At 56.9% G+C, this 20000-nt stretch carries 20 protein-coding genes; 9 read left to right on the forward strand and 11 right to left on the reverse strand.

Features of this window, described 5'->3' with window-relative positions:
* Positions 1-51: 51 nt before the first annotated feature.
* From HQL65_02670 to HQL65_02715, 10 genes are all read right to left on the reverse strand, one after another.
* On the reverse strand, positions 52-1383 hold the full coding sequence (locus HQL65_02670; protein ID MBF0135116.1) for an adenosylhomocysteinase: 1332 nt from the start codon (positions 1381-1383) through the stop codon (positions 52-54).
* A 41-nt stretch (positions 1384-1424) separates the two neighbouring features.
* Positions 1425-2588: a methionine adenosyltransferase gene (locus HQL65_02675; GenBank protein ID MBF0135117.1), complete on the reverse strand. Its 1164-nt coding sequence runs from the start codon at positions 2586-2588 to the stop codon at positions 1425-1427.
* Positions 2589-2681: 93 nt separating this feature from the next.
* Positions 2682-3569, reverse strand: a complete 888-nt coding sequence (gene rapZ, locus HQL65_02680; protein MBF0135118.1) for an RNase adapter RapZ — start codon at positions 3567-3569, stop codon at positions 2682-2684.
* Entirely contained in the window at positions 3566-4033 is a 468-nt protein-coding gene (locus HQL65_02685) for a PTS sugar transporter subunit IIA (GenBank protein ID MBF0135119.1), read from the reverse strand. The genes rapZ and HQL65_02685 overlap by 4 nt, the downstream gene beginning before the upstream one ends.
* Positions 4030-5544 carry an RNA polymerase factor sigma-54 gene (locus HQL65_02690; protein ID MBF0135120.1) on the reverse strand — a complete coding sequence of 505 codons (1515 nt, stop codon included), beginning with the start codon at positions 5542-5544 and terminating at the stop codon, positions 4030-4032. The genes HQL65_02685 and HQL65_02690 overlap by 4 nt, the downstream gene beginning before the upstream one ends.
* Before the next feature lie 96 nt (positions 5545-5640).
* On the reverse strand, positions 5641-6402 hold the full coding sequence (gene lptB / locus HQL65_02695; GenBank protein MBF0135121.1) for an LPS export ABC transporter ATP-binding protein: 762 nt from the start codon (positions 6400-6402) through the stop codon (positions 5641-5643).
* Positions 6402-7052 (reverse strand): LptA/OstA family protein, encoded by a 651-nt coding sequence (locus HQL65_02700; GenBank protein MBF0135122.1) that lies wholly within the window; start codon positions 7050-7052, stop codon positions 6402-6404. Before HQL65_02700 ends, lptB begins: the two co-directional genes overlap by 1 nt.
* A gap of 2 nt (positions 7053-7054) precedes the next feature.
* Positions 7055-7744 (reverse strand): LPS export ABC transporter periplasmic protein LptC, encoded by a 690-nt coding sequence (gene lptC, locus HQL65_02705; GenBank protein ID MBF0135123.1) that lies wholly within the window; start codon positions 7742-7744, stop codon positions 7055-7057.
* Positions 7745-7755: 11 nt separating this feature from the next.
* On the reverse strand, positions 7756-8253 hold the full coding sequence (locus tag HQL65_02710; GenBank protein MBF0135124.1) for an HAD hydrolase family protein: 498 nt from the start codon (positions 8251-8253) through the stop codon (positions 7756-7758).
* A 62-nt stretch (positions 8254-8315) separates the two neighbouring features.
* Positions 8316-9290, reverse strand: a complete 975-nt coding sequence (locus HQL65_02715; protein ID MBF0135125.1) for a KpsF/GutQ family sugar-phosphate isomerase — start codon at positions 9288-9290, stop codon at positions 8316-8318.
* Positions 9291-9494: 204 nt separating this feature from the next.
* Between HQL65_02715 and HQL65_02720 the strand changes: the two genes are divergently transcribed.
* Positions 9495-9908, forward strand: coding sequence for a CoA-binding protein (locus HQL65_02720; protein ID MBF0135126.1), 414 nt, complete (start codon positions 9495-9497; stop codon positions 9906-9908).
* A gap of 23 nt (positions 9909-9931) precedes the next feature.
* Here the strand turns inward: HQL65_02720 and HQL65_02725 are convergent, their stop codons facing one another.
* Complete coding sequence (locus HQL65_02725) at positions 9932-10765, reverse strand: flagellin FliC (protein ID MBF0135127.1); 834 nt, start codon at positions 10763-10765, stop codon at positions 9932-9934.
* 471 nt (positions 10766-11236) lie between these two features.
* Here HQL65_02725 and HQL65_02730 point away from each other — a divergent pair, with 471 nt between their 5' ends.
* From HQL65_02730 to HQL65_02765, 8 genes are all read left to right on the forward strand, one after another.
* Positions 11237-12484, forward strand: coding sequence for a hypothetical protein (locus HQL65_02730; GenBank protein MBF0135128.1), 1248 nt, complete (start codon positions 11237-11239; stop codon positions 12482-12484).
* 73 nt (positions 12485-12557) lie between these two features.
* The gene (locus HQL65_02735) at positions 12558-13007 is read left to right on the forward strand and encodes a hypothetical protein (GenBank protein ID MBF0135129.1); all 450 of its coding nucleotides are present in this window, start codon (positions 12558-12560) and stop codon (positions 13005-13007) included.
* Between the two features lie 89 nt (positions 13008-13096).
* The gene (locus HQL65_02740; protein MBF0135130.1) at positions 13097-13795 is read left to right on the forward strand and encodes a hypothetical protein; all 699 of its coding nucleotides are present in this window, start codon (positions 13097-13099) and stop codon (positions 13793-13795) included.
* 57 nt (positions 13796-13852) lie between these two features.
* A complete protein-coding gene (locus HQL65_02745) occupies positions 13853-14083 on the forward strand; it encodes a hypothetical protein (GenBank protein MBF0135131.1) in 231 nt (76 codons plus the stop codon).
* A gap of 482 nt (positions 14084-14565) precedes the next feature.
* Positions 14566-15417 (forward strand): hypothetical protein, encoded by an 852-nt coding sequence (locus HQL65_02750; protein MBF0135132.1) that lies wholly within the window; start codon positions 14566-14568, stop codon positions 15415-15417.
* A gap of 1304 nt (positions 15418-16721) precedes the next feature.
* Positions 16722-16967: an HNH endonuclease gene (locus HQL65_02755; protein MBF0135133.1), complete on the forward strand. Its 246-nt coding sequence runs from the start codon at positions 16722-16724 to the stop codon at positions 16965-16967.
* Between the two features lie 362 nt (positions 16968-17329).
* Positions 17330-19027: a glycosyltransferase family 39 protein gene (locus HQL65_02760; GenBank protein MBF0135134.1), complete on the forward strand. Its 1698-nt coding sequence runs from the start codon at positions 17330-17332 to the stop codon at positions 19025-19027.
* Positions 19024-19995, forward strand: coding sequence for a glycosyltransferase (locus HQL65_02765; GenBank protein ID MBF0135135.1), 972 nt, complete (start codon positions 19024-19026; stop codon positions 19993-19995). Before HQL65_02760 ends, HQL65_02765 begins: the two co-directional genes overlap by 4 nt.
* Positions 19996-20000: the final 5 nt, after the last annotated feature.

Raw genomic sequence — 20000 nt, forward strand, 5'->3', positions numbered from 1 at the left:
AGGGCGCAGCCCTTCCCCCTGGACCCCCATCCCAGTCTTTTAGACGTTTCTTTAGTACCGATACCAGGCCGACTTGAAAGGACCATCGGCAGAAACCCCGATGTATTGGGCCTGTTTTGCGCTGAGCCGGGTCAATCTGGCCCCCAGTTTGTCCAGGTGCAGCCGGGCCACCTTTTCATCTAGATGCTTCGGCAGGACATGGACGCCGATGGGATATTTGCCCGGATTGGTCCACAACTCGATCTGGGCCAGAACCTGGTTGGTAAAGGAGTTGGACATCACATAACTCGGATGTCCCGTGGCACAGCCGAGATTGACCAGACGCCCCTCGGCCAGAATGATGATCCGCTTGCCATCCGGGAAGATGACGTGATCCACCTGGGGTTTGATGTTTTCCCAGGTCAGATTGCGGACGCTGGCAATATCGATTTCCGAGTCGAAATGACCGATATTGCAGACAATGGCCTGGTTTTTCATCCGTTCCATGTGGGCCCGGGTGATGATGTCCACATTGCCGGTGGCGGTGACGAAGATATCCCCCTGGTCGGCGACATCATCCATGGTGACCACCCGATACCCCTCCATGGTGGCCTGCAAGGCACAGATGGGATCGATTTCGGTCACCCAGACCGTGGCCCCCAAACCGCGCAGGGATTGGGCACACCCCTTGCCGACATCCCCATATCCGCAGACCACGGCAATCTTGCCGGCAATCATGACATCGGTGGCCCGTTTGATGCCGTCCACCAGGGATTCCCGACAGCCATAGAGGTTGTCGAACTTGGACTTGGTCACCGAGTCGTTGACATTGAAGGCAGGGACTTTCAAGGTTCCCTTTTGCATCATTTCGTACAGACGATGCACCCCGGTGGTGGTCTCTTCGGAAAGCCCCCGGATTTGTTTGAGGATGGCGGCATGTTCGGGCCGGTGCAACACCAGGGTGACATCGCCGCCATCATCGAGAATCATGTTGGGGACCCAGCCGTTGGGTCCCTGGATGGTTTGATCGATACACCACCAGAACTCCTCTTCGGTCTCGCCTTTCCAGGCAAAGACCGGAATGCCGGCGGCGGCAATGGCGGCGGCGGCATGGTCCTGGGTGGAAAAAATGTTGCAGGAAGACCAACGCACTTCGGCGCCCAGGGCCACCAGGGTTTCAATCAGCACGGCGGTCTGGATGGTCATGTGCAGGCAGCCGACAATCCGCGCTCCTGCCAGTGGCTGCTGATTCTTGAATTCGGCCCGGACCGACATCAGGCCGGGCATTTCGGTTTCGGCAATGGCGATTTCCTTGCGACCCCAGGCCGCCTGGGAAATGTCCGCGACCTTGTAATCTCCCGCCGTGGTCACGGCTGCCAGTTTCGTGGCTGCTGCTCTGCTCATGAAAAACTCCCTTTTTTCAGACACTCATTTTATTCAGACACTCATTGACCCGCCGCTTTTTTCAGCTCTTCGGCCTTGTCGGTGCGTTCCCAGGTGAAATCGGGATCTTCGCGGCCAAAGTGACCGTAGGCTGCGGTTTTGCGATAGATGGGTCGCAGCAGATTCAGGTGACGGATGATGGCGCGGGGTCGCAGATCGAAGACTTGCAGCACGAGCTGTTCGATCCGTTCATCGGGGAGGCGTCCGGTGCCGAAGGTTTGCACCATCATGGAGACCGGCTTGGCCACACCGATGGCATAGGCCACCTGGATTTCGCAACGGGATGCCAGACCGGCGGCGACAATGTTTTTGGCCAGATAGCGTCCCATGTAGGCCGAGGAGCGGTCCACCTTGGAGGGATCCTTGCCCGAAAAGGCCCCGCCGCCGTGATGGCCCATGCCGCCGTAGGTATCGACGATGATCTTGCGTCCGGTCAGGCCGCAGTCGCCGACCGGGCCGCCAATGACGAACCGTCCGGTGGGGTTGACATAATACTCAATATTGCCTTTGACCAGGTTGGCGGGGAGGGTGGGTTTGATGATCTCTTCGATGACCGCCTGGCGCAGGTCTTCGTGGGAAATTTCCGGGCCGTGCTGGGTGGAGACCACGACGGCCTCGATGGCCTGGGGGCGACCCTCTTCATAGCGGATGGTCACCTGGGATTTGGCGTCCGGGCGGAGCCAGGGGAAACGCCCGGAACGGCGCACGGCGGCCTGTTTTTCCATCAGGCGATGGGCATAGTAGATGGGGGCCGGCATGAGAACCGGGGTTTCGTCGCAGGCATAGCCGAACATCAGGCCCTGGTCGCCGGCACCCTGATCGAGTTCCGAGGAGCGGTCCACGCCCTGGGCAATGTCGGCAGACTGTTTGTCCAGGCTGACCAGAACCGAGCAGGTGTTGTAGTCGAAGCCCATCTTGTCGGCGGAGTTGTAGCCGATTTCGGCGATGGTCTTGCGGGTGACACCGGTATAATCCACGACGGACTGGGTGGTGATTTCACCGGCGATCACCACCATGCCGGTGGTGATCAGGGTTTCGCAGGCCACCCGGCTGCGGGGATCGCCTGTCAGACAGGCGTCCAGAACTGCATCAGAAATTTGATCCGCAACCTTGTCGGGGTGACCCTCGGATACGGACTCTGACGTAAACAAATAATTACGTGACATGCGTGTCGTCTCCAAAAAAAATCGGCCCAGGGGCCATGGTTTTCCAACCTGATCATTATGCCAACCCCACTGCGGGCGGCAAAGAGAATTCTGCTACGGGTGACTTTCTTCCAGGTCCCGATGGCGGACCAGGACCCGATATCCTTGTTGTTGCAACCGTTTGCCCAGGGTATCGGCCAGGTAGACAGAACGGTGGCGTCCACCGGTACAGCCGATGTCCACGGTAAAGTAGCGTTTTTTTTCCTTGCCATAGCGTGGCAGGAGATAGTCGAACAAACTTTGCAGGCGGGCCAGGAATTCCAGGGCTTCGCCATCTTTTTCCAGGAATCCGCGCACCTCCGGATCGAGGCCGGAGAGGGGGCGCAGGTTGGGATCATAATGGGGATTGGCGAGAAACCGGCCATCGAGGACCATGTCGGCATCGGTATTGGAACCGTATTTGAAGCCGAACGAGCGGATGAACACCAGGGGATCGAGGGGGTCGGTTGTGGTTTGAAACAGATTGTGCAGACGATCCTTGAGCTGGGGAATGGTCAACAGGGAAGTATCGATGATCAGATCCGACAGGGCGCGCACTTCTCCCAGGCGTTCGATATCCAGCGCGACGGCCTCCTGGACGGTGCAGTTGCTGGCGAGCGGATGGCGGCGGCGGGTTTCGCGATAGCGGCGGATCAACACCTGGCCATTGGATTCCAGAAAGAGCGTTTCCAGGCGGATCACCCGCTGGCGAATCTGGTCCAGACACGCCCGGAAGTGCAGGGGGCACTCCTGATCGTCCCGCATGTGGACACCGATGGCGAGGCGTTGGCAGCGCTGGCGTTCGGTGGGTGTCAGATGGTCCAGGTAGAGGGGAATCTTGGCCATGGGGAGATTGTCCACCCAACTGAAACCAAGGTCCTCCAGATATTTCAGGGCACTGGAGCGTCCGGCCCCGGAGAGACCTGTCACCAGGACAATATGGGCAAGAAGAGGCGTCGTCACGGCGAATCCGGTGTCAGGAGGGCTGCCTGGTACAGGGACTCCCGGTCCATGGCGAGCATGAGACGGCGGTGGGAGTGGGGTTGCCGCAGCAGACGGGTGACGGTGGCCAGGGCCTGCAAGTGGGTTTCGTGGGCTTCTGGCGGAAAAAGCAGGGCCATCACCAGATGGACGGGTTGTCCATCCATGGCGGCAAACTCCACGCCACCCCGGGAGCGACCCATGGCGGCGATGGGAGCGGGCAGGCCGGGCAGGCGACCATGGGGAACGGCAATTCCCTGCCCGATACCGGTGCTGCCCAGACGTTCGCGTTCCCAAAAAATATCCAGGATGCGCCTGGGTCTGGTCCCCGAAATATCGGCGGCCAGGACTCCGGCAAGCTGGGTGAGAACCCCATCCTTGTCGGTTTTATCCAGTTCCAGGATGACGCGGGTCTCCTTGAGGAAAAGCGACATGCGCATGGTCAATTGGATATTTGCTTGCGGCGTGACGAGGAAGGGATTCCCATGGCCTCCCGGTATTTTGCCACGGTCCGGCGGGCCACGACAATTCCTTGCTCTTCCAGATGTTTGGCAATTTTTTCGTCCGAAAACGGGCGGCGAGCCGATTCGCTTTCCACGAGTTTGCGAATCTTGTATTTGACCGCTTCCGAGGAGTGGGTTTCGTCCGAATCGTTCGACGCCAGAGAAGAGGAGAAGAAATATTTCAATTCAAAGATACCCCGGGGGGTATGCATGTATTTATTGCTGGTCACCCGTGAGGTGGTGGATTCATGGACGCCGACATCCTCGGCGACATGTTTGAGAATAAGGGGTTTGAGGTGTTCCTGGCCATATTCCAGAAAATCCTTCTGGAAGCGCACGATGCTTTCGGCGACACGGAAGATGGTGCTGGAGCGTTGTTCCAGGCTTTTGATCAGCCATTGGGCGGAGCGGGCATTTTCGGCCAGGAAGCGCTTGTCCTGGGGGGAGAGGCGTCCATCCATGGCGTCCTGATAATATTTATTGAGGCGCAATTTGGGGACGGTTTCGGGATTGACTTCGACCACCCATTCACCGTTGATTTTGCGCACGAAGACATCGGGTGCCACATAGCCGGCATTGTCGCTGCCGAAGGCGAGACCCGGTTTGGGGTTCAACGAGTGGATGACCGAGACGGCATCGGCGAGATCATGTTCATCCAGTTTCAGGATGCGGGCCAGTTTGCGAAAATCGCGGCGACCCAGATCGTCCAGGTGGTCCAGGAGATCGGTATAGGGGGTGTGGGCCATGCCCAGATTCTTGAGCTGCAACCGCAGACATTCGGCCAGATTGCGGGCACCGACGCCGGCGGGTTCGAAGGATTGCACCAGGATCAGGGCATCTTCGACCTCTTCCACGTCATAGCCGGACATTTCGGCGAAACTTTCCAGGTCGCCGACCAGGTAGCCATTGTCGTCGATGCCATCGATCAGGGCGGTGCCGATGACCTGCTCTTTTTCCGAGATGGCCGAGAGACCCAACTGCCACATGAGGTGATCCGCCAGGGTTTTGGAGCGGACCAGGGTATTTTCCAGGGGGGGTGCTTCGCTGCTGTTGCTGTTGTTGGGGTCGTGTTCGAAGGCGGGGGCATCGGCGTAGATGTCGGACCAGGAGGCATCGACCGGGAGGTCGGCATCGAGTTGGCCTTCCTTGCCTTCGGTGGGCAGGCCTTCCAGCAGGGATTCGGATTGCGGGCGTGCCAGCATCATGTCATCCGGGAGGATATCGCCGGAGGTGTCGCCGCTGGCCCTGTCGCCTTCGAGGTTCAGATCGTTGCCGGACCCTTCGTCGGCTCCCTCTTCGACTCTTTCCAGGAGGGGGTTGCGTTCCAGTTCTTCTTGCAGATATTCGGCCAAATCCATACTGGACATCTGCAACAGCCGAATGGCCATCTGCAACTGTGGTGTCATCACCAGTTGCAAGCCCATCCGAAGTTTCAGTTCCAATCCCAGCGCCATGGATCTTGCCCCTACCTGATCGTGAATGGTTGACGAGTGTACTCTCCGGTCATACTGCCTGAAAAACGTGTTGCAATCCACCCGGATGGTGGAATTTTACAGTTGAAAGGACTCTCCCAGATACAATTTTCTGACCTGGGCATCATCGACGACCTGCGCGGGGGTGCCGGCGGCCAGAACGCGGCCATCGGAGAGTATATAGGCGCGGTCACAGATTCCCAGGGTTTCGCGCACGTTGTGATCGGTGATCAACACGCCGATCTCCCGGCTCTTCAGGTGCCGGACGATGGATTGTATATCGCCGACGGCCAGTGGATCCACGCCTGCAAAGGGTTCATCGAGCAGAATGTAGCGGGGGTGGATGGCCAGAGCCCGGGCCACTTCCACCCGGCGGCGTTCACCGCCGGAAAGGGCGTAGCCGTGGGTCTGCCGCAAATGAGCCACCCCCAGTTCGGTCAACAGTGAATCGAGGCGTTCCAGACGTTCCTGCCGGGTCATGGGCAGGGTTTCCAGGATGGCCAGGACATTGTCCTGAACGGACATTTTGCGAAATACCGAGGGTTCCTGGGGCAGGTAGGAGATGCCGGCCCGTGCCCGCTGGTACATGGGTTCCCGGGTGATGTCCCGCCCATCGAGGCGAATGGACCCTTTTTCCGGGGCCAGCAGGCCAACCAGCATGTAAAAGGTGGTCGTTTTGCCGGCACCGTTGGGTCCGAGCAGACCCACCACTTCTCCCGGGGCCACCTGAATGTTGACGCCGTTGACCACCATGCGGCCACGGAAGCCTTTGCCGATTTCGTGGGCCTCCAGGCATCTCGGATCGATTTGATTGACTTCCGGGGCGTGCGTGGCAAGCATCATGGCGACCCGCCCGGTGTGGTTCTGGTTTCCGTGGGGGTGGCCGGGGATGCGCCACCTGGAGGGGATCTGGTTTCCGTGGGGGTGGCTGGGGATGTGCCACCTGTGGGGGATCTGGTTTCCGTGGGGACGGTGGACAGGAAGGCCTTGACCTGTCTGTTGCCACCGCTTTTGACCACCATCCGTTCCAGGCGGCGGTCCGGGGTCAGGGTGAGCAGGATACGTTCGCCTTCGAGGCGATTGTCGCCTTGTTTGACGACCACATGGCCGGTCTTGCCGATCAGTTCCACGGTGCGGGCGGTCATTTTATAGATGGCTGCATCGGCGGTGCCGTGATAATCGGCCTGTTCCAGGACGACATGTCCGGTGGCCTGGACTTCCTGGACCTTGACCCGGCGGCTGTCGCCCTTGTTCGGAGAGGCGTAGGAGACGGTCATCTGATCGGCAGAGAGACGCATATCCTTTTCGATGGCCAGGACGTGACCGGAAAAGAGTGCGACCCGGTTTTTGTCGTCCATTTCCAGACGATCCGAGGTGATGACAAGCTCGGCTGATTTGTCCTGGGCCGGGGCAGCATCACCTGCTCGGGTGAGCAGGCCCCCGGTCAGGAGCAACAAAGAGACAAGAAAATTCCAACGCATCCGTGGCATGGCTAAACCGCATCGTGAAAGCCGTCAGGGAAAACCGCCCTGACTCGCTGCAACACTTTGATTTGTTGCGTATCCTGGTAAACTTCCAGACCTGTTCCAGTCACTTCGATTCCCCTGCCGGTGGCCCGGAAAGACCGATCTGTCACAAACAGGTGCTGTTGTGGGTCATATCTCAATTGACTGGTTGTCAGGTGCAGATCGGCACCATCGGTGATATGGACCGAGCCGATGAAGGTCATTTCACGGCTCTGATTGTCGAAGGTACCCTTATGGGCGGTGATGGTGATCTCTGTACCGCTTTCGGTAAAAACGGTCAGATGGGGTTGCATGGCCAGGATGCGTCCAGAGTCTGGTTTCTGGGCACTGGCCGCAGTCAGGGACCATTTTTGGCGTTGTCCATCATCCTGGACCAGGTGAATGCCGGTCGCCGTGGCTTCATTGTGAGCGTCAGGGGTTGCGCTGGCATGCGCATTTGCATGGGCACTTGTATGGGGAGTTGTCCCGGCACCAGAACCGGCCCTGACACCCTGTCTGACAGGGGACGTGGTGCCCGGTGGCTCAGGAGGAAACGCAGCTGTCTGTGACAAGGGAGCGTGGACGGAGCCTCCCTGGAAAGACAAGTGCCAGGTCAATCCGCCCATGATTGTCAGGGAAATGCCCAGAAACAGATATTTCATGTGGCGTCTGGGCATGGCAGAGATCCTTATTGTTCGGTCCGGGTTCCAGCCATGCGGGCCATGATGGCTGGCCAGTGACCCTGAACCTGGAGGATGCCATCGATCAGCTCCCGCACAGCCCCCCGACCCCCGCCGACCCCGGCCACCCAATGGGCGGCCCGGATGGCTTCGGGATGGGCGTCTCCCGGGGCTGCGGCCAGGCCTACCTGATGCATGACGGCCAGATCCACCAGATCATCGCCCATGTAGGCGCATCGAGCAGCGTCCAAACCCATTTCCCGCAGGCGATCCTGAAGGCAGCTCCATTTGTCGGTGGCTCCCTGGTGCAGGAAGGAGATGCCCAGTTCCGCAGCCCGTTTGCGCACGAGTTCGGAGCGTCTGGCTGTGATCCAGCCTACAAACAGCCCCGACTCCAGCAGGAGGCGGATGCCCAGACCATCCCGGGCGTGAAACCGTTTGGCTTCGGTACCCTCGCAATCCAGATAGTAGATGCCGCCGTCGGTCAGGACACCATCGACATCCATGACCACCAGGCGGATATGCTGTGCCCGCTCCCGCAACGACGCTGACCATGCCGACGGGCCGTTCACAGCAAACCTGCCTGCAACAGGTCGTGCAGATGAATCACGCCGACCAGAGGGCCGGTGCCCTGACGCACGAACAGACTGGTGATTTTGTTTTCTTCCATGATTTTGACGGCCTCGACGGCCAGTGCTTCCGGTCCTATGGATTTGGGATGTCGGGTCATGATCTCTCCTGCCTGGCGTTGCAACAGTCGTTCATCGCGTTCCAGCCACCGTCGCAAATCTCCATCGGTAATGATGCCACACAGATCACCTGCCGCATCGCGGACGCCCGTCATGCCAAAGCGTTTGGCGGTCATTTCAAACAGGGCATCCCGGACGGTATCGTTTTCGTTCACCAGGGGGATGCGCTCTCCCTGGTGGGTCAGATCGGCGACCCGCAGCAGCAATTTTTTTCCCAGGGCACCGCCTGGATGGCGTTCGGCAAACTGTTCGGAGTTGAAACCGCGTTTGCGCAACAGGGCCACGGCCAGGGCATCGCCCATGGCCAGGGCAACGGTTGTGGACGAGGTGGGTGCCAGATTCAGGGGGCAGGCCTCGCGTTTGACCGCCACATCCAGGCTGACATGGCTCTCCCGGGCCAGGGTGGAATCCTGGCGTCCCACCAGGGCAATCAGGGGAATGCCCAGGCGTTTGATCACCGGCAGCAGGGCCACCACTTCCCAGGTGTCACCGCTGTTGGACAGGGCCAGGACAACGTCCTTGGGTGTGAGCATGCCCACATCGCCGTGACTCCCTTCAGCAGGATGCAAGAAAAATGCCGGAGTTCCGGTACTGGCCAGCGTGGCAGCAATTTTTTTGCCGATCAGACCGGATTTTCCCATGCCGGTGACCACCACCCGTCCCTGGCAACTGTACAGAATGGCGACACTCTGTTCAAACCGTGCATCGAGCCGGGCTGCCGCAGCCAGGATTTCTTCGGCTTCCAGACGCAGGGTTTCCCTGGCTCGTTCGAGTGTGGAGGGTTCGGTCGGCATGCTTCCTCTGTCAGGGTCCGCAAGGGTGACGAATAATTCCACGACAAGACCCTTCCGGTTTTGCATAATGGGACAGCATGGCGTGGGGAAGGGTGTCACAGCGTCATTATACAGACGCCCTGCCCGTAGAAACCACCGTTATTGACACCCGATTTTGGAATTGGTTTTCACTTGATCGCCCTGGAGGATAGTAAATCCATGATTATGAACGACAATGACATGATCGATATGCTGCGTGCGGCCCGCACCATCGCCGTGGTGGGGTTGTCGCCGAAAGCCGACCGCCCCTCCTACCGTGTAGCTGCCTACATGCAAAAGGCCGGCTATCGGATCATTCCGGTGCGTCCGGGAGGTGGCAAGGTATTGGATGAAGAGTCCTATGACTCTCTGGATGCCATTCCAGCGGAGATCAAGATTGATATCGTCGATGTGTTCCGCCGCCCGGAAGATACGCCCCCCATTGCCGAAGCTGCCGTGCGGCGGGGTGCCCGGTATTTCTGGTTGCAGAGCGGCATCCGCAACGATGCGGCCATGGCCGTTGCCCGCCAGGGCGGATTATTGACCACCCAGGACCTCTGCCTCATGGTGGAACACCGACGACTGGCCGCCAGTTTGTGAGACTCATTCGCCTCCCAACGAGTTCAGGACCCTCCCAACAGATTCAGAACTTGTTTGGCCTGGAGGTTGGCCTGGGCGATGACGGCGACCCCCATCTGTTGCAGGATGGCATTGCGGGCGAGTTTGCTGGTTTCCAGAGAAATGTCGGCATCCATGACATTGCCATTGGCGACGGTCATGTTTTCTGCGTAAGAAGTCAGGTTGGATGCCGAGGATGACAGGCGGCTTTGCAAGGCACCAATCGTGGCCCGGATGTTGGAAACACTGGTGATGGCGTTGTCCACGAGGGTGATGGCGAGTGTTGCCGCTGTCCCATCCGTGCCTCCCAGGCTGGTATCGGTGGAAACGCCAACTCCGGATGGTGTCGCGCTGAGAAAGGTCAGAGAGACCAGATCGCCACTCATGGGGCCTATCTGGATCATTTTGCCGGTGAAACTGCCCATCAACAGACCAATGGAATTGTATTTCGTCTCCTGGGCCACCCGTAATATTTCCGAGGAGAGTGACTGGAATTCCAGGTTCATGTTGGCGCGGTCAGCGGTCAGATAGGTGGCATTGGAGGCCTGGACCGCCAGTTCCCGCATGCGTTGCAGGTTGGAGGTGGTTTCTGCCATGGCATCGTCAGCCACCTGGGTCAGAGATATGGCGTCATTGGTGTTGCGCAGGGCCTGGTTGGATCCGCGAATCTGGGAAATCATTTTTGACGCAATGGCCAGACCACCCGGATCATCCTTGGCGCTGTTGATGCGCACCCCGGAGGCCAGTCTTTGCAGGCTGGTCGCCAGGGACTTGGTCGTATTGTTGACCGCATTGATCGCCAGAAGTGCGGCCATGTTGGAGTTGATCGTGATCGGCATCTGTACGTTCCTTCTGCGGCGGTTTCTGACCTGGCAGGGGCGGTCAAACGGCAGGGCGGTTTCAGATTCCTGCCCAATACCGGTTATGTAAAATACAAATCCCCTGTTCTCCTTATCGGTCTCCCGGGTCGTATGCTTGAGAAAAAAAATTCAACCTGGTGCAAAATAATATCAACTTGATGTTCGTTCGGTGTCTGTCATTGGCGAAAGCCGTCATGCACGCTGCCTGACTCGGGTTTCACGCAATTATCATTCCTAATATGACAGATTGGCTGCCTGGAGTCTTTCATCCAGCCGTTTTACATTGTTTTTTCGACAGAACTTCCTTTCGATGGCATTCCCTTATGTCTGGAACGCCACCCAGGACCCCGCCGATATATTCCTGAAATGGCTCAATGCCCCGTCACTTTTTGCCGATGAGGAGTGGCAGACCAAGCGGTCATCTCGACCTCGTGTATCCAGGAGAATGTCATGCATCATCTACCCACGTTTCCAGGTCGTTCATGGACATTCCTGCACATGGCGGCAGGTTTGGCGGGGTTGTCTCTGCTGTCCGGCTGTTTGTCGGTGCCTGTTGCGGAAAACAGCACCGACGGACGATCCAAATGGACTCCGGAACAGGTGGTGCGCATTTCCAGTTCCTGTGTACCCGAACTGTTGCGTCCCTGTCCGAGTACCCGGACGGTTGCCTCGACCCGGCCCGTCATGCTGGCGGGTGGATGGGAAAGGGGAAGCAATCAACCGGTGATGGTCTCCCCCAATGTCATCATGATGCCCCAACGGGTCTGGCGTCCCCTGCCGCCGTTGCCCATCGTGGAACGGGTGACGCCGGTTTATCCATTTCCTGCCGGGGGGAGTGAACCGGATTTCATGGAAGAGGATTACAAGCCCTCCAGATCTGCCACCGTTCCCAGAATGCGGGAAGTGCGGGAAGAGGGTTTGGATATACCGGGAGGAGAGATGCCTGTTTCCGGTTTGGTCGAGCCTTTTCCCCAATCTTTTGGTGGTGTTGATCTGCCTCCGGCTGCCGGGCATGCGGTTGCTGCTCCGCCAGTCGCTGCCCCGCCGTCTGCCGGGTATGCGGTTGCTGCTCCGCCAGTCGCTGCCCAGCCGGCTGTCGGGCATGCGGTTGCTGCTCCGCCGGCTGCCGGGCATGCAGCTTCAGCCCCACCGGCTACTCTTCCTTCGGGTACCACGCCTTCGCTTTCCGGGTTTGGGGCTGCGGATCCTGAAGGAAAATTATTTCCGTCTGCCTCTCCATATGCACCGGGTGGTTGGCCTGCTGCCGGAGCCGGTTTGGAACCGCCTGCTGCCGGAGCCGGCGTGGCACCGCCAATTGCCGGAGCCGGCGTCACACCGCCAACTGCCAAGGCCGGCGTCACACCGCCAACTGCCAAGGCCGGCGTCACACCGTCAACTGCCAAGGCCGGCGTCACACCGCCAACTGCCAAAGCCGGCGTCACACCGCCAACTGCCGGACCCGGCGTGGCCCCGCCAACTGCCAAAGCCGGCGTTGTGCCGCCAACTGCCGGACCCGGCGTGACACCACCAACCACCAAGGGCAAGTTTGGAGCAGGCAAGGATGCGGCGGCACCCACCCCTTCCCATGCCAAACAGGGAGGAACGGATGGGGTTGAGGTGGTAGAAGATGTCGGCGGCAAAAAAGAGGCCAAGTCACCTGTTCCACACGCACAACACGCACCAGCCCGTGAAAAATAATTCACTGATGTGGCGGCAGGAAAACTCCGAAAAACAGGTCATCGGCAGGTTTGTCAGGAGAGGGGAGTGCGGCATGAAACGGATTGCAGGCAAAAAAATGGGTCAGGTCAGGGCGATGGCGGCCATGACCATCGGCATGGCTGGCTTGCTGGGAGCCGGGACGGCGCTGGCCGAGTGGTATCCCCAGCCCGCAGTCCAGGTCGGCTATACCCTGAACAGGGTCAAGACCTGGCTCTACGAGACCGGTTATGAAAATCCGGTTCATTACTGGTGGGAAAAAAATCCCTCCGTGGGTGGTTTGTGGGATTATCAAACCTTGGTGAACAATCCTCACCAGCCGGTTCCCTATGTCAGACGCACGCCGGTGGAAGTTTTGGTGCCCCAGCCGGTCATGGCACCGGTTCCGGTTGCCGCTGGAGGTGGCATGCCTGCCCGGGTGCGTGTGCAACCCACCATTCCGGCAGGGGATGATCTGCTGCCGGAAGATGTGGTGACACCCCAGGCCGTGGTGATTTATCGATAAAAACATTTCCGGGAGAGTGCATGACGATTTTACTTGATCTGTACGGAAACAAAGCCGGCAGAAGGGCCACGAGGAACAGGGGAATGGACATGACGACAATGCCAGGCAAAAAACGGGTTGGGACAGTCCTGATCGGGGCTGCGGTGTTGGCAGGTATCGGATTCGGCAGACCGGTCCCGGTGCAGGCCGATGCCGGTGTGGCGGCGGTCGTTTTTGGGGGAGCCGTTCTGGCAACCGCCGTGGTGGCGGCCAACAGCCAGCCCGCCGAAGCCCAGACGGTCTACTATACCGGACGACCGGATTCCTATCCTCCCCCGCAATCCTTCATCTATCCGGCACCCGGTGGCTCCATGGCGGCGGGCTATCAGACCATGCCGGCCCAAATGTATTACAAACCGCCTCAGGCTGTGATCTATTCCTCGGTACCCATGGCCCGTCCCCAACAAACTCCTCAGACGGCAGCAATGGCCCGGGATGATGATGCCATGACCGTCGGCTCCCTCAGCGTCTCCGGTCCGAATGCCCGGGGTGGTGTCAGTATGGGGTCGGTCTATTATCCCGCCTACAGCAACCAGGATCCGAGCGGCATGTCGGCCCCCTATGCTGTGGGGGGACCGGAGAGCGGTGGTCCTCTGGTGGTCGGCAACACGCATTATGGTCCAGGATATCCGCGTGCCCAGGTCATGCCGATGGGGGCACATGGGGCAGGTGGCATGATGGTGACTCCTGCATCCACCACCGGTCTTTATCAACCCGATCTGGCCACGCCTTACTCCATGGTCAGATGATTCCAGGCAAAAGGCAGACGTATGCAACGCCGCGAGACATTTTTCCGGTTATTCTCTATGATCCGGCGTTTCAAACCGGTCGTGCTGGTGGCCTTTTTCCTGGTCACCAGCCCGGTCCCGGTCCTGGCTGAAGATTATACCCAGATCCTGGCCGACGAACAGGCCGCCCGTCCGGTTGTCTCCCCTCTGGTCCAGGTTATGCCGACCCTGGCCTATTATCCGGTCTATGTCCCGGTTTATGCCCCGGTGACGACCTGGTACCCTGTTTCCCCAATGGCACTTAAATAAGAATTTTCTTGTAACTATTCAGCCATCCCATTCAAAACGGTAACTGTTCATCATCCGGCAATAAACCGGGGTCCAGAAGGCTGGCGACCGGACAGGTCCAGGACGGAATCCTGGTAGGGTTCGGGGCGAAGCCCTCTGACCAGGGCTTTCGTATTCAGGCTTTTCTTGAAAGGGTGCTGAATAGTTACCAATTTTTCGATTATTTAAGTGCCATTGGGATCAAGGCCTCTTTTTGTATCCCAATCAAATCTGGTTTTGTTATTTGGCACCCGAAGGGGTCTCACGTTATTATGTTGAAATATGGACAAATTACTAAAGATTATCAACGCAGGCGCGTTTTCGCCTTTCCGGAGTTTTATAAATCTTTTCAGAATCTTGAAACTGTCTTTCATGCCAAACAGGGTGCCTGGACAATTATAAAAATTTTTGAGAGCATACGCCGCATGCAAGGAATACCGCTGTCCCCATTCTGGAGAAACTCCATGTCCCAATCCCTGACCATCGATGATATCTGGAAACTCTTTCAGGAAACCAACCGGCTGTTCCGGGAAGCAGAGATCAGGATGGAACACGATCTCCAAGAAACAAGACGTCTGCTCCAGGAGTCGGACAACAAGTTTCAAGCCAGACGAGAACACGATCTTCAGCAAGCCAGACAACTCTCCCAGGAGGCAGATGCCAGACTGGAACGCGAGATTCAGGAAGCCAGACGTCTATCCCAGGAATCGCACGCCAAGCTGGAACACGATTTTCAGGAAACCAGACGATTCTTGCAGGAGAGCAGTGCCGAAACTGATCGGAGATTCAGAGAAACTGACCGGAAATTCCAGGAAACTGACCGGAAATTCCAGGAAACTGACCGGAAATTCCAGGAAACTGACAAAAAAATCAAGGAAGTGACAACGCTGGTCGGCAGCCTGGGTGGTCGTTGGGGAGAGTTTGTAGAAGGTTTGGTGGCACCGGCCTGCGAGACCATGTTTGCTGAACGGGGAATTCCGATCCATCGGGTTTACCACAACTTGAAAGCTGGTCTTCCCGGTGGACGCAACATGCAAATCGATCTTCTGGTAACCAACACCGACTCCGTCGCGGTCATCGAAGTCAAAAGCCGACTGACGAACGATGACGTGCGCGATCATCTCGTGCGCGTGGCTGAATTCAAGGAGTTTTTCCCCATGTACGCACATATGCGGGTCATGGGAGCCATGGCCGGCATCGTGATCGATCAAGGTGTGGATCGTCAGGTTATGAATGCCGGGTTTTACCTCATCGTCCAATCGGGTGAAACAGTCCAATTGGCCAACGAACCCTCTTTCCAGGCACGGTTCTGGTAATCCAAGCGTTTCAAAGATCACAGTTCAATCGCCAACCTGACAGGCGACGACATCATGATCCAGGCTGTATTGCATGTGGAGGCCATGCTGATTGTGTCGGCCACGGTTTGGTGACGCCCACCCGACCTGTCCACAACAGACTGGATATGAACACACAGTTGCGCTGGTTTCAAACTGTCTGGACGAATTGCAAAAACAATGATCATTGCCAAGACTGATCATGATCATCTTTGGGCCGATCTGTCCTGATGATTCTGGAACCTATGCAATTTTGCACGCATATCCGATTTGTTACAAACGGGCCGAATGGACGTTACCTCCTCTTGGCCGGACCAATGATCATGGCCCAAACCGCTGGCTTCAAGGACCTTGGTGATTTGGAAAAATGGTACAGGTATGAGTCCCTATGCAGGAGAATAACAGGATGCTGTCTCCAAAATTATTGCAGTATTAATTAATAATATTTAATATATGCAAGTCAATCATGAAACAATGTAAGATAATAATTAATTGACAATTGTCACCAGTTCGTTTAGGTTGATGGGCGATAGTAAGAAAGGACTCCTATAGATCGTTCTCAAGGGCCATGATTCTCGTTACAGCTATCGAACGGCAACTTTTGTTCAGACCGTTTTATGATCGGTTGGCTATGTTAAAAAAATCGCGCACAATTCAGAATTGTTGGAACAGATTGACCCAAACGATGATCAAGACCAAAATTTTTAAGAGGCAGTCCATTAACTCTCGGATAAAAAAAATTGGGAAAAAAGATTTTATTAGGGATCCGCCCCAAACCCCGCCAGGAGGAAGGGCACAGCCCTTCCTCCTGGACCTCCATCCCAGTTTTTCATTCGTTTTTATTGAAATTAACAGGTTATTAGACAGCCTCCAAGATCATTATTTTTTTGAACTTATTAATTTAAATAACGACAGCAGGAGATAAAGGTACAAACATGAAACGTAAAATATTTATCATCACTATAATTTTATCTGTGTTATCCCCATGGCCAGTGTATTCTGGGAGCTACAGAACACTTGTTGGTGGTACCGGGTCATCTCATAAGGGTGGGCACTACATAAAAAATACAAGCAAGTCTCCCCCAGCCGCAGTCGGCAAACAACCCTCATCCACAAGCTACCAGCATAACGGGAGTGACTCCTTGAGCAGTTACCAATATGGCGGGGGTGAATCTTCGATCGGATATTCAGGTGATTTTTCAAAAACCCCAATGACACATTATGACACTACCCCTCCCAAACAGAAAGCAAAAGGAACTTTTAAGGTTGTAAAGGATAACCGATTTATGCCTGCCATACAGGAAGTACCCACGATAAAAAGAGATGGCCATGGACATATATCCCGGAGTTCAAACCCAAAAGAAACTTTTGAACGTGCGAACCCATGCCCGTCAACCGGAAAAACTTCCGGAGCCTGTCCGGGATACGTGGTGGACTACATGGTACCACTCAAGCAAGGTGGTGCTGACGCACCCAGCAACATGCAGTGGCAAATGGTGCAAGATGCAAAAACCAAAGACAAGTGGGAATAAATGGAATTCCCAACTGTTCCCTGTTGAACCTCGTGTACACCAGATCTGCAATACAAAATACAAGCAACGCTTGTTTGCGCTGTGAGACACACCTATGTACGCCAGTACATGATCACGCCGATGGTTATGCAAGCCCGCATAAAATGCCATTGTCCAATCCGCGAAATGCCTGCGAAGCTAAACCGGATCTGCAACATACTGTAATATTTATTTTTTCTGGACAGAAAATTCCCGGATGACAAGTCATGATCGTTTTTCTGAAATTTTTTCAGTGAAGAACCAGCCCCATGTGGCTAGACTCCGGCAATGCGGTGAATCGACCAAGTAAGCGAGGATTGGCTGACAGATAACGGACTCTGGGCATGGAAGCGTTGGAGAAGCGATTGGAAAATCAGCAAGAGGAGAACGCACGTTCCGTTCCTTGGCAATCTGTTTTATTCCTGTTCATTCTCGCATTTCTGACTTGGTTTGCCTTTCTGGGGTATCGCGATCTGCGCGACCCGGACGAGGGACGTTATGCGGAAATTCCCCGCGAAATGGTGGCGACCGGGGATTGGCTCACTCCCCGGCTGAATGGTTTCAAATATTTTGAAAAACCCCCCCTGAACTATTGGGGCACGGCCCTGTTTTATAAAATGCTGGGCACGGATCAGGGTGTATCCAGGCTCTGGTGCGCGGGATTGGGATTTCTCGGCATCCTCTGGACCTTCTGGCTGGGACAACGTCTCTTCGGAACCCGGGAGGCCCTCTATGCTGCCCTGTTTCTGACCAGTTCCCTGCTCTATTTTGCCATGGGTCACATGCACACCCTGGACATGGGAACGAGTGTCTTCATGACCTTTGGCATCGGGGCACTTCTGCTCGCCCAGTCGCAACGCCAGAATCCCGGCCAGGTGCGCAATTGGATGCTTGTGGCCTGGGGAAGTCTGGCCGCCGCCACCCTCAGCAAAGGCCCCATGGGCGTGGTCCTGCCCGCCGCCGCAGTCACTCTCTATTCCCTCTGGCAACGGGATTGGGCACTCTGGCGACACCTGCACCTGGGCAAGGGCTTGTTGTTCTTCCTGTTGTTGACAGCCCCCTGGTTTGTGGCCGTCTCCCTGCGCAATCCGGAATTTCCCGACTTTTTTTTCATCCGCGAACACTGGCTGCGCTATACCACGACCATCCACAGCCGCAATGCCTCCAATTTTTATTTCATTCCCGTATTGCTGGCCGGCTCTCTCCCCTTCATGGCCCGGGCCGTGACCGCCCTGGCCAGACCGGCCTTTGCCTGGCGTCCGGCGGATGCAGGCACGTTTGCCCCATTACGCCTGCTGTGGGTCTATATTGTCTTCATCTTTCTGTTTTTCTCCCTCTCCAGTTCCAAGCTGATTCCGTACATACTGCCGGTCTTTCCCCCGCTGGCGCTGCTGGTCGGCCACCACCTTGTGCGCATCGATCCGGAAAATGTGCGCCTGGACCTCCGCATCCTGGCCGTCATGACGGCCATTCTGGTTGGTGTGGCCATGCTGCCGGACATCATCGCCCATAAATCACGCCTGACGCCCGAAATTCTCGCCCAGTTTCGCTGGTGGCTCCTGGGAGGAGGCGGAATCCTGGCCGGCGGCATGCTCCTGGTGCGCCATTTTCAATACCAGGGCAAACAAGCCGTCATCACCCTGGCCATCACCGCCCTGCTCGCCTTCCAGACCATCCATGCCGGCTACCAGACCACGAGTCCGGTCTATTCGGCCCGCCAACTCGCCACGGCCATGGCCCCTTTTGTACAATCCGGCACACCGGTGTATAGTGTCGATTGCTTCTATCACTCGCTCCCCTTCTATCTGGGCCAGAACGTGACGTTGGTCCGCTACAAGGGTGAGCTGGATTTTGGCATCGATCAGGAACCCCAACACTGGATCTCCGGCATGGAAGCGTTCTATCAACAGTGGCGACAGGCACCACGGGCCGTGGCCGTTTTTCACCTCAGGGACGGTCTGTTCCAGCAGGCCCAAAAAGAGCTGTCACCCCTGCGGGTCATCTACCAGGACACCATCCGCATTGCCGTGGCCAAGCCATGATACATTCCGAAAAAACTCCCGACATTTCCATCGTGATCCCGGTTTACAACGAAGAAGATGTCCTGCCGCACCTGTTTCGGCGTCTCTATCCGGTCCTGGATGGCATGCACCGTCCCTATGAAGTGGTTTTCGTGGATGACGGCAGCCGCGATGCCTCGCCGATCCTGTTGCATCAGCAATTCAGGCAGTTGCCGGAAGTGACGCGGGTGGTCATGCTGAAAAACAACTTCGGCCAACATGCCGCCATTCTGGCCGGCTTTGCCCACGCCCATGGCCGCTACGTCATCACCCTGGATGCCGACCTGCAAAATCCCCCCGAAGAGATTCCCAAGCTCGTGAGCAAACTGGATGAAGGGTACGATTATGTCGGCACGATTCGGCGGCAACGTCGGGACCGGCTCTGGCGGCATGTGCTGTCCCGGCTCATGAACCGGCTGCGGGAGAGAGTCACCCGCATCCACATGACCGATCAGGGCTGCATGCTGCGCGGCTATGACCAGGCCATCATTCACATTTTGCGCGAATCGCACGAAGTGACCACCTACATTCCCGCCCTGGCCTTTCTCTATGCGGCCAAGCCAACCGAGGTGGTGGTGGAACATGAAGAACGCCAGTCGGGTCAGTCAAAATACTCCCTGTTCCGTTTGATTCAGCTCAACTTTGACCTGATGACCGGTTTTTCCACGGCACCGTTGCGCATCTTCTCCCTGGTCGGCATCACCATCTCCTGCGCCTCTTTCCTGTTTGTCCTCTATCTCACCATCCGCCGGCTCATGATCGGACCCGAGGCCGAAGGGGTTTTCACCCTGTTTGCCATCGCCTATTTTCTTATTGGTATCATTTTGTTCGGTATCGGGCTGATGGGAGAGTACATGGGCCGGGTCTACCAGCAAACGCTGGCCCGCCCGCGTTTTCTGATCCGCACGGTGCTGGAAAAAAAATCTGCTGCGGAGTCGCCTGCACCATGACCGCC

It is taken from the genome of Magnetococcales bacterium, from assembly GCA_015228935.1.
Classification (GTDB): domain Bacteria; phylum Pseudomonadota; class Magnetococcia; order Magnetococcales; family DC0425bin3; genus HA3dbin3.